This is a genomic window from Poritiphilus flavus, from assembly GCF_009901585.1.
Lineage (GTDB): Bacteria > Bacteroidota > Bacteroidia > Flavobacteriales > Flavobacteriaceae > Poritiphilus > Poritiphilus flavus.
This window is the reverse complement of sequence record NZ_WXYO01000005.1, coordinates 421,643-432,071: the sequence shown is the minus strand read 5'-3', so window position 1 is coordinate 432,071 and position 10,429 is coordinate 421,643. Positions and strand designations below refer to the sequence as shown.

General features: G+C 46.6%; 11 protein-coding genes. 5 read left to right on the top strand and 6 right to left on the bottom strand.

From position 1 onward, the window contains the following. Window positions 1-47 precede the first annotated feature (47 nt). Both argH and GTQ38_RS12165 read left to right on the top strand, forming a co-directional pair. Window positions 48-1,328, top strand: a complete 1,281-nt coding sequence (gene argH / locus GTQ38_RS12170) for an argininosuccinate lyase (protein ID WP_161435799.1) — start codon at window positions 48-50, stop codon at window positions 1,326-1,328. 42 nt (window positions 1,329-1,370) lie between these two features. Then, the gene (locus tag GTQ38_RS12165) at window positions 1,371-2,063 is read left to right on the top strand and encodes a cyclase family protein (protein ID WP_161435798.1); all 693 of its coding nucleotides are present in this window, start codon (window positions 1,371-1,373) and stop codon (window positions 2,061-2,063) included. Window positions 2,064-2,096: 33 nt separating this feature from the next. Here GTQ38_RS12165 and GTQ38_RS12160 read toward each other — a convergent pair whose 3' ends face one another. From GTQ38_RS12160 to GTQ38_RS12140, 5 genes are all read right to left on the bottom strand, one after another. Next, window positions 2,097-2,936 (bottom strand): pseudouridine synthase, encoded by an 840-nt coding sequence (locus tag GTQ38_RS12160; protein WP_161435797.1) that lies wholly within the window; start codon window positions 2,934-2,936, stop codon window positions 2,097-2,099. 62 nt (window positions 2,937-2,998) lie between these two features. Further along, on the bottom strand, window positions 2,999-3,949 hold the full coding sequence (locus GTQ38_RS12155; protein ID WP_161435937.1) for a carbon-nitrogen hydrolase family protein: 951 nt from the start codon (window positions 3,947-3,949) through the stop codon (window positions 2,999-3,001). Further along, window positions 3,949-4,854, bottom strand: a complete 906-nt coding sequence (locus GTQ38_RS12150) for a geranylgeranylglycerol-phosphate geranylgeranyltransferase (protein WP_161435796.1) — start codon at window positions 4,852-4,854, stop codon at window positions 3,949-3,951. Before GTQ38_RS12150 ends, GTQ38_RS12155 begins: the two co-directional genes overlap by 1 nt. A 9-nt stretch (window positions 4,855-4,863) precedes the next feature. Next, on the bottom strand, window positions 4,864-5,802 hold the full coding sequence (locus GTQ38_RS12145; protein WP_161435795.1) for a mevalonate kinase family protein: 939 nt from the start codon (window positions 5,800-5,802) through the stop codon (window positions 4,864-4,866). Between the two features lie 57 nt (window positions 5,803-5,859). Then, on the bottom strand, window positions 5,860-6,942 hold the full coding sequence (locus GTQ38_RS12140; protein ID WP_161435794.1) for a diphosphomevalonate/mevalonate 3,5-bisphosphate decarboxylase family protein: 1,083 nt from the start codon (window positions 6,940-6,942) through the stop codon (window positions 5,860-5,862). Window positions 6,943-7,034: 92 nt separating this feature from the next. Between GTQ38_RS12140 and GTQ38_RS12135 the strand changes: the two genes are divergently transcribed. Then, window positions 7,035-7,508 carry a TspO/MBR family protein gene (locus GTQ38_RS12135; protein WP_161435793.1) on the top strand — a complete coding sequence of 158 codons (474 nt, stop codon included), beginning with the start codon at window positions 7,035-7,037 and terminating at the stop codon, window positions 7,506-7,508. Window positions 7,509-7,521: 13 nt separating this feature from the next. Here GTQ38_RS12135 and GTQ38_RS12130 read toward each other — a convergent pair whose 3' ends face one another. Further along, on the bottom strand, window positions 7,522-8,070 hold the full coding sequence (locus tag GTQ38_RS12130) for a DUF1697 domain-containing protein (RefSeq protein ID WP_161435792.1): 549 nt from the start codon (window positions 8,068-8,070) through the stop codon (window positions 7,522-7,524). 115 nt (window positions 8,071-8,185) lie between these two features. Between GTQ38_RS12130 and glpK the strand changes: the two genes are divergently transcribed. Together glpK and GTQ38_RS12120 are read left to right on the top strand one after the other, a co-directional pair. Continuing rightward, a complete protein-coding gene (gene glpK / locus GTQ38_RS12125; protein ID WP_161435790.1) occupies window positions 8,186-9,682 on the top strand; it encodes a glycerol kinase GlpK in 1,497 nt (498 codons plus the stop codon). A 16-nt stretch (window positions 9,683-9,698) separates the two neighbouring features. Beyond that, the gene (locus tag GTQ38_RS12120; RefSeq protein ID WP_161435789.1) at window positions 9,699-10,424 is read left to right on the top strand and encodes an MIP/aquaporin family protein; all 726 of its coding nucleotides are present in this window, start codon (window positions 9,699-9,701) and stop codon (window positions 10,422-10,424) included. The last annotated feature ends 5 nt before the right edge of the window (window positions 10,425-10,429 follow it).

Here is a 10,429-nt window from a genome sequence, read left to right as displayed (position 1 = left end):
AAACATTAATCAGTCCTGATGCACATCAGGAATAAGTAGTTAGCGATATGAAACTCTGGGATAAAGGATTTAGCACAGATCAGAAAATAGACCGTTTCACGGTGGGTAACGACCGTGAATTAGACCTCGTCCTGGCAAAGTACGACGTGATCGCCTCTAAAGCACATGCCAAAATGCTCGGGCAGACCGGCCTGATCCCTGAGCAGGAATCCGCCAGCCTCATCAAGGAACTGGAACAGATCGCGAAAAGCATCGAAGAAGGCAATTTCAGCATCGAAGAAAGCTTTGAGGATATGCATTCTAAAATCGAATTCCTGCTTACTGAGGCCCTGGGAGATCCCGGGAAAAAAATTCATACGGCCCGTTCCAGGAACGACCAGGTACTGGTGGCCATGCAGCTTTATCTCAAGGATGAATTGAGCGAGGTAAAGGGAGATGTAAAAGCCCTTTTTGATCTGCTCATGACCCTTGCCGAAAAGCACCAGGAGGTACTATTACCCGGCTATACCCACCTGCAAATAGCCATGCCCTCCTCCTTTGGGCTCTGGTTTTCAGCCTATGCCGAAAGTCTGATAGACGATCTTTATCTGCTTGAAGCCGCTTATAAAATAACCGATCAGAACCCGCTGGGAAGCGCTGCCGGATACGGTAGTTCCTTTCCTATTGACAGGGAACTCACCACGGCTGAGATGGGTTTCAAAACCCTGAAGTACAACGTAGTGGCCGCTCAAATGGGCCGGGGCAAGGTAGAAAAGGCCGCAGCTATAGGAATAGCTTCGGTAGCAGGCACTGTCGCCAAACTGGCCATGGATATCTGCCTGTATATGAGCCAGAATTTTGATTTTATCTCCTTCCCTGATGAATTGACCACCGGGAGCAGCATTATGCCTCACAAAAAGAACCCGGATGTTTTTGAATTGATCCGGGCCAAGTGTAATCGTCTGCAAGCCGTACCTAACGAACTCACAATGATCACCACTAATCTGCCCAGCGGATATCACCGGGATCTGCAGTTGGTGAAGGCCGTTATCATGCCGGCAATAGAAGAATTAAAGGCCTGTCTGGAATTCATGCGATTCAGTCTAAAAGAGGTACGCGTAAACACAAGCATTCTGGACGATCCAAAATACGACTACCTCTTTAGCGTTGATACCCTTAACGGCCTGGTAGGTGACGGAATGCCATTTAGGGATGCTTACAAAAAAATGGGGGAGGAAATTGAAAAGGGGACCTTCAAGCCACGGAAAGATCTCGATCATACCCACTCCGGAAGCATTGGAAAGCTTTGTTTGAATGAGATTCGCGCCAAGATGCAGCAAATTTCATAGTACAGGCGGCCTTGCCTATCTTTATCCCAGCTTTTCATTAAGATGGTTGAAATAATAGACCTAAGCCAGGAATTGTTTTCCGGTATGCCTGTTTACAAAGGTATGCCAGAAGTGCGCATCAATATGCACGCCTCCCACGAAGAATGGGAGGGTATAAAAAATAGCTCCGTCGTTTCCCCATCGGTCTTTAAACTGGAGCTCGGAGAGCATACCGGCACCCATGTAGATGGCATGAATCATATGAAGCGAGAATTAAGGGGTCAATCCATAGACAGCATGCCCCTTAGTACCTTTTATACACCAGGAATTTGCCTGGACCTTTCGCATAAGGGAAAGGAAGAACTTATTAATCTGAAGGAGGTAAAGCAAGCCCTTACAAACGCGGGCCAGGAAATCCGAGCGGGAGATACTGTGCTGCTTTATACGGATCACTACCGCAAAACTTATGGTACGGAAAACTGGCCCATAGGTCCGGGGATAGACACTGAGGTTGCGCTATGGTTCGGGGAACAGAAAATCGCGGCTTTCGGCGTGGAGACCATGGCGCCAGGCATTGTGGGGAAAACCAACAAGGAAGTACATCATATTTGCGGGGACCTGGGATTTACCCATTATGAAAACCTCATCAATCTACATCTCCTGATAGGTAGGGGTCGTTTCCGGTTTATTGGATTCCCATTGCGGATCCGAGGAGGAACGGGATCGCCCGTAAGGGCTGTAGCAATATTCGAATAGGCTATTAATGGGATGCGCTCGCGGAAATCGGTCTTATTGGATCATCCCTAAATGGATGACTTCTTCTTTGGTGAGATAGCGCCAATGACCGCGGGGTAGGTCTTTCTTTGTCAGACCTGCAAATACCACACGATCCAACTTAACCACGTCGTAGCCAAGGTGTTCAAAGATCCGCCTTACAATACGGTTTCTACCGCTATGGATCTTGATCCCAACCTCGCGCTTAGGGGCATTATCAATATAACTGGCATCATCTACCAGTACCGGGCCGTCTTCCAATTCCAAGCCGGTCTTGATCTTCCGCAGATCATCCGCCTTGAGGTTTTTATTCAGTTCTACGTGATATATCTTTCGAACCCCGTGTTTTGGATGTGTTAGTTTTTTGGCCAGGTCGCCATCGTTGGTAAAAAGCAACAGGCCGGTAGTATTGCGATCCAGTCTGCCTACAGGAACAAGCCTGGCCCTGGACGCATTGGAGATCAGTTCCATTACCGTACGCCTGCCTCTCTCATCACTGGTCGTAGTGATGAAGTTCTTAGGTTTATTCAGCAAGACATACTCTTTTTTCTCAGGATTGAGCAAACGGCCGTCAAACCTTACCTCATCTCCGGTTTTCACCTTGTAGCCCATTTCGGTAATCGGCTTCCCATTAACCGTAACATTCCCGGCGGCGATATAAACATCCGCCTCCCTTCTGGAGCAAACTCCTGAATTGGCCACGTACTTGTTTAGCCGGATCAATCCGGATGCTGTTCCGCCTGTTTTAGCGGAACTTCTCTTGGGAGCACTCTTTTGAGGCCCTCCTTTTTTCTGGAATTTCCCCCCGGGTTTTCCTGCTTTACTTCTATGGCTTTGCTGCCTGGGCTTACGCATGAATTAAATTTTGGCAAAGGTACACAAATGGATGCCCTGAGCCCTACGGCAGGCTTAAAATTTTAGTCCTCAAAGGATACGGTAGACTGTCTTTCGCGGTTGACGGACAAATGGGTAACATCCGGGCGTGAGTAGTGCCCGACGGGATCAAAATTCTGACGTTCCTCCAGCACCCGGTTAAAATCCAGTTCGGCATAGATAAGTCCTTCCTTGTTCAGCTGAGGTTCTATGATCCATTCCCCGTCCGGACCGGCAATACAAGATCCTCCATTACCCAAGATCTCCGGGGCTTTTTGGAGAATGGCATCCAAATGTGGAGTATCCCCGGGAAAATCCGAAGTTTTCATCAAGGAGGACACCGAAATCACATAACTTCTTGCTTCTCTGGCAATAAACCTCGTGATGTCCTTGGTATTGTTCTCATTTCCCGGCCATACCGCAACATGCAGGTTTTCTCCCTGTCCATAAAGCGCTGCCCGTGCAAGTGGCATCCAGTTCTCCCAGCAATTGAGTCCTCCTACTGTAAATTGCTTTAGAGGGTGTACCCTAAGGCCGTGACCATCTCCTGGGGCCCAGGTTAGTCTTTCGTCGTAAGTGGGCTGTAATTTTCGGTGTACGGACCTTATCTCTCCCGTTTCATCTATGTAGATCAGGGAGCAGTACAGGCTGTGGCCTCCCCGGTCCTTTGCCCTCTCCATAGCCCCTAAATAAATGGCAAGACCGTTTTGTGCCGCAAGCTTGAGAATCGGGTCAAGATCACCGGCCTCTATCTGAATGGCATTCCGGGTATAATGCCTGTGGATCTCCTTGTTTATTTTCAGGTCCCAGGCAGCTCCATCCGTATAGGCCAGCCAAAAAGGATAGCCCGGAAGGAAAGCCTCCCCAAAAACCAGGAGTTCTGTACCCGCTTTTCCGGCCTCCTCAATGGTATTTTTTATTTTTTCCAGAGTGTCTTTTTTGTTGAGCCAAACCGGAGCAATTTGTGCCAGGCCTACTTTCAGGGTATTTTCCATCATATTATACGGTTTAGGACGAGGTTAATATCGATCAGAAGAATACTGAAAACCCCGACGATGATGATAAACTTCAATATGTTATGCAGCCAAACATAGTGTTTCTTGCTTTTGGATTTCCACAGTAATACCAGGAAAAGGATCAGCAAAATGATACTGCCGATAAAATACAGGAACATATAACCCACATCGAAATAGTAGATCAAAAGCAGTGCGGGTAGCAATGTAATGGCCACCAGCAAACTGATACATATCTTGGAGTACTTTGCCCCGTAAAGGATGGGTACTGTTTTGTAATTCTGTGCCATATCCCCAGCCATATTTTCCATATCCTTGATCATTTCCCGGGCAAGGATTAGCAGGAAGAGGAACATGGCGTGCACAAAGATCACCGCCTCAAAATTCTTGTAATACACGAATACGGCAAAAAAAGGAGAGATAGCCAGGGTGGCCGAAACCAGGTTCCCCAAAAAGGGGATCCGCTTTAGTTTATGCGAATAAAACCAAATGCCAAAAATATAGGCAGAAAAGAAGAGTACCGCCCTGAAAGAAACATAACTGGCAAACAATACGGATACAAAATTCAGCACAAAATAGGCAGATAATTTGGTGCGTTGACTCACCAATCGGTCCAGCATACTTTTTCTCGGTTTATTGATCAGGTCCTTTTCAGAATCGTAAAAGCTATTTATGATATAACCCGCAGCGATCACCAGGGCTGAAGACAATACTATGATGAACAAATTCAGGTCGAAAACCACCTTTCTAAGGGGTAGCTGATGCCCAAGAATATAGATGGAAGCCAGGTACTGGGCCAGGGCGATCATCAGGATGTTGTAGCCCCTTACGATTGAAAAAAGGCTCAGGGATTTTAATAGCAGTAGCTTATTCTTTCTGCTAAGCATAGGGTGGTTTTAGAAGTTATAAACCACCTCCAAGTTATACCCTTTTAGTGCTTTTTTTGCTTTTTCGATATCCTCTGTAAAGCCGAGAATGTAACCACCTCCGCCAGAACCGCAGAGTTTCAGATAGTAGTCGTTAGAATCAATACCGTGTTTCCAAAGTTTGTGGAACTCTTTAGGGATCATGGGCTTGAAGTTGTCTAAAACCACATGGGAAAGTTGCTTCAGGTTACCGAAGAGGGATTTTACATTTCCGTTGATAAAATCCTCCACACAAGCGTCCGTGTGTTTTATAAACTGATCCTTCAACACCTTGCGAAAGCCTTCCTGTTTCATTTTCTCCATAAAGATTTGGACCATCGGCGCTGTTTCTCCGCTGGAACCGCTGTCTAAAAGGAATACTGCCCCCTTGCCACGGGTATTTTGAGACGGAATACTTGTAGATTCAATATTGTCCTTAGAATTGATAAGGATTGGAAGGCTCAGATAACTATTCAAAGGATCAAGACCTGAAGATTTCCCGTGAAAGAAAGATTCCATTTTCCCAAAGATCTCTTTCAATCGAAGCAGTTTCTCCCGGGTCAGATTTTCCAGTACTGTGATCTTGTTGTGGGCATACTTATCGTAGATGGCTGCCACCAACGCACCACTGCTGCCAATACCATATCCCTGGGGTATGGAACTGTCAAAATACATCCCTTCTTCAACATCCTTCCTCAATGAATCCAGATCAAAAGATACCAGCCCCGGATTATCCTGCTCCAGTTGTTCCAGGTACTTTGCAAATTTTCGCAAACCCGCATTGGATTCCTTTGCCTTTTCATCGCCATTCTCGTCCTTTTTTAGAGCTCCCTTGAAAAAATTATATGGAATAGATAGCCCCTTGGAATCCTTAATAATACCGTATTCGCCGAATAACAGTATCTTGGAATAAAACAGTGGTCCTTTCATAGTATGCTATTGAAATGGGTTGTTTTAATGTTTGATCTTTAATTCTAAAAATACAATTTAGCCATTTTTTGGGCCCATTCCAATTTGATCACAAATATACTGCCCCTTTTGGCAAAAAGCAACTAACTCATTCTGAACAAATTGATCTACAGCCTCTTTTTCGGATTCCGGAAAGAGCAAATGAACATTAGCTCCTGCATCCAATGTGAAACAAACCGGAACTCCCTGCTCCTTTCTAAACGCCCAAATCCGCTCAATAATATGTAGCGTATTGGGTTTCATCAAAATAAAATAGGGTTCACTGCTCATCATCATGGCGTGCAGGGTTAGCGCCTCACTCTCTACTATAGTGATAAAGCTATCCAGGTCACCAGTCTTGAAAACCTCCTGCAGCCGACTGAGGTTCGCATTGGCCTGTTCAAAACGGGAATTGGCAAACCAATGTCCGTGCATCAGGTTGTGCCCCGCCGTACTGCTTACCGTTTTCTCTCCCTTGTGTACCAGCAGAATGGTGTCCTGATAATTGCGAAAGACCGGATGAAGGTCATAACTATAAGGCAATCCGTAAAGGTCCGAACTATTGGGGATCCGCGGATGTTGCCCCCAGGTCACCAGGCCTCCGTAAATACTGCGGCATGCGCTCCCCGATCCCAGGCGGGACAGAAAAGAAGCTTTCCTGAAGTAGTCCGCCTCCTTCATGCCGGAATTTAATTCCTTTTCTATATCCATAAGGCAAAGGGCCAGGGCAGACATCCCACTTGCGGAAGATGCGATCCCACTGCTGTGCGGAAAGGAATTGGAGGTTGAAATTTTAAAATGATAGTCCTTTAAAAAGGGCAGGTAAGCTTCAATTCTCGATAGAAAGGTGGTTATTTTTGGTTTGAAACTTTCCTTCTCCTTCCCTTCAAATAACAGATCAAAGGAAAAGTCCTTCGCCTTTTTGTCCAACAGCCTGTATTCAAGTGTGGTCGTAGTTGTACAATGCTCTAGGGTAAAACTGATGGAGGGATTTGCCGGGATTTGATTTTCTTTTTTACCCCAGTATTTTACCAGGGCGATATTGCTGGGCGATTTCCAGGTAGATTTTCCTTCCGCTTTTTTTTCCGTATAGGTGGAAGGGACAAAATCTCTTTCTGTCATTGCTTTCAATTTGCGCAAAGATAACTTTTAAGGACGATGGCTATGGTCTCAAATAAAATAAATTGCTATTTTAGTTTACTTGCATTGATTTCTTGAAGAAGCCATTATTACATATCACCATAGCGGTAGGCATTTGCCTGCTCATCGGGTTCTTGTCCAGTTTTGCAACGCAAAGCTCTGTGAACGACTGGTATCTGACACTTAACAAACCGGAGTTTAACCCCCCGAACTGGATCTTTGCCCCGGTTTGGACCGTGCTCTATATTTTGATGGGCATAGCAGCCGGACTGGTTTGGGCCAAGGGTTTTTATCACATTTGGGTAAAGACCGCGCTGTACTACTTTGGCTTCCAGCTAATCTTCAATGCACTTTGGAGCGTGGTTTTCTTTGGATTGAAAAGTCCGTTTTGGGCCCTCCTTACCATACTGGTACTGCTCACCCTTATCCTGGCAACCATAAAGTGGTTCAAGGTGGTCAGTAAAGCTGCCGCCTATTTACTTGTCCCATACTTTATTTGGGTCTGCTTCGCTACCCTGCTCAATTACAAGATCTGGGAGATGAACTGAAAACCAGTGCCTTTCAGACCGATTCCGCCAGTGCCAGCAATTTGAGCAGTGTCCGCTGATTTCTCGTAGTTGCCTGAACCTTTAATTTCCTTTCGATAAGATTGTTATTGAGTTTGGCCTTTCCTGCTCCTTTCATACAAAACAGATATGCACATTTTCCCAAGACCACGCACTTCTCATTTTCGTATTTCTCTTCAGTAAAAGATGCCAGGTTTTCCGGTTGGGGTTCGCTCTTGAGAATGGTATAGTAGAGCTTTTCATTTTCAAACTCGGGATCCTCAGAAAATGGATTGACATCGAGTATGGAACGGAGCTCATCAACCTCCAGAACAACCACAGGAACATCAAACCCAAAGGTAGTTTGGATCGCGTCATGGATATCATCGGCAATTTTGATAACATCGGACTTTTTTACCTTAAAAACCACATTCCCACTCTGGATATATGTTGTTACTTCCGAATAGCCGGAACGCTCAAAGCAGTGCTTCAAATCCAGCATCCTGATCTTCTTTTGGCCGGAGACGTTTATTCCTCTTAACAAGGCAATATAGGTGGTCATCATTTGTAGTTTCTAAAGTTTCGAATCCTACACAAATAAAGCAAATTATGAAGTATAAAATAATTCGATTACATTTATTCCGAATCACATTGAAATAACAAACTAATCGCTTCATCCTATGGAACAATACATTCTTGCCCTGGACCAGGGCACTACCAGCTGTCGTGCTTTACTTTTCAGCAAAACCGGAGAAATTGTTTCCACAGCTCAAAAAGAATTTACCCAACACTTTCCGAAACCCGGATGGGTGGAGCACGATGCTCTGGAGATCTGGGCTACCCAATCCGGTATGGCCGCCGAGGCCGCAAGTTACAAGGGTGTAGGGACAGATCAGATCGCAGGGATTGGGATCACCAATCAAAGGGAAACCGTAGTGGTCTGGGATAAGAACTCAGGAGAACCGGTTTACAATGCGATAGTCTGGCAGGACAAGCGTACCGCGGACTATTGCGACGAATTGAAGAAAGCGGGAAAAGCAGACATGATACGGGAAAAAACCGGACTGGTCATAGATGCCTATTTTTCCGGGACCAAGGTTAAGTGGATTCTGGACAATGTTGAAGGTGCCAGGGAACGGGCCGAGGCCGGGGAACTTCTTATGGGTACCATAGACACCTGGCTGATCTGGAAAATGACCCATGGAGAACTGCACATCACAGATGTGACCAATGCTTGCCGAACCCTCTTTTTTAATATCAATACCCTGGACTGGGACGATGATCTACTGACCCTTTTTGATATCCCCAAAAGCATATTGCCAGAGGTGAGGCAATCCAGCGAAAATTACGGAAACACCAGTGGGGATTTCTTCGCTCCGGGTGTCCCGATCGCGGGAATTGCCGGAGACCAGCAAGCGGCACTTTTCGGACAGATGTGTACCGAAAAGGGAATGGTAAAAAACACCTATGGTACCGGTTGTTTTATGTTGATGAATATTGGCGATAAACCGATCGTCTCCAAGAATAACCTGCTTACATCAGTGGCCTGGCAGATAAATGGGAAGGCCGAATACGTGCTTGAAGGAAGCATCTTCATAGCGGGTGCTGTTGTACAGTGGCTAAGGGATAGCCTTAAGATCATTGAAAGTTCCTCAGAGGTTGAGCAGCTCGCAGGCTCCGTTGACAGCTCGGAAGGCGTTTATTTTGTCCCGGCATTTGCCGGTTTGGGGGCACCACACTGGAACCAATATGCCCAGGGCACTATTTTTGGGCTTACCCGTGGAAGTACGGATGCGCATATTGCCAGAGCGGCTCTGGAATCCATAGCCTACCAGACCCTGGACATCGTTAAGGCAATGGAGGCTGATTCAGGAATTCCTATCCAGGAACTCCGGGTGGATGGCGGGGCTACAGTGAACAATATGCTCATGCAGTTCCAGGCCGATGTACTGAACACCACCACAGTGCGTCCCAAGATCGTGGAGACCACGGTTATGGGCGCTGCATTTCTGGCCGGACTGGCAGTAGGGTACTGGGAAAGCCTGGATGAAATCCGGGAGTTATGGCAAACCGATGTGACATTCAAACCAACCGCAGAAAGGGAAGAAATGGAGAAAGGCATTGCCGGATGGTATAAAGCCATATCAGCCCTGGAATTCTGGACCAAACAAGACTAACCAAAAAACCAAAACTATGTCTCCTTTCATAGCTGAGATCGTCGGCACCTTTTTACTGCTCTTATTAGGCCTTGGGGTTGTAGCCAATGTTATACTTGAAAAGACAAAATCCAACGACCGTGGCTGGATGGTTATAACTACGGGCTGGGGCCTCGCGGTATTTGTAGGGGTGGTAGTGGCCACGCCCTATAGCGGTGCACACCTGAACCCGGCGGTTACGGTAGGCCTGGCCGCGGCTGGCAGGTTTGCCTGGGAACTGGTACCTCAGTACATTCTTGCGCAGTTTATAGGGGCCATGCTAGGAGCACTCGTAATATGGATAATATACAGGGATCACTTTGATGAGACCGAAGATAAGGAGATAAAAAGGGCCGTATTCTGTACGGCACCCGCCATACGGAATATCCGCTCAAATCTGTTCAGCGAGGTGGTTGGCACCTTTGTATTGGTTTTCACTGTGCTTTACTTTACCAATGCCGGTATGGGGGAACCTGAGACCATTATTGGTCTCGGATCCATAGGCGCATTACCGGTGGCATTCCTGGTTTGGTCCATAGGATTGTCCCTGGGCGGAACAACGGGTTACGCTATCAACCCGGCCAGAGACCTGGGACCCCGAATTATGCACGCCTTATTGCCCATTAAAGCTAAAGGTCAAAACGATTGGGGCTATAGCTGGATCCCGGTAATTGGTCCTGTTTTGGGAGGAGTACTGGCAGCATTACTATCCCTGGCCCTCTAAACACT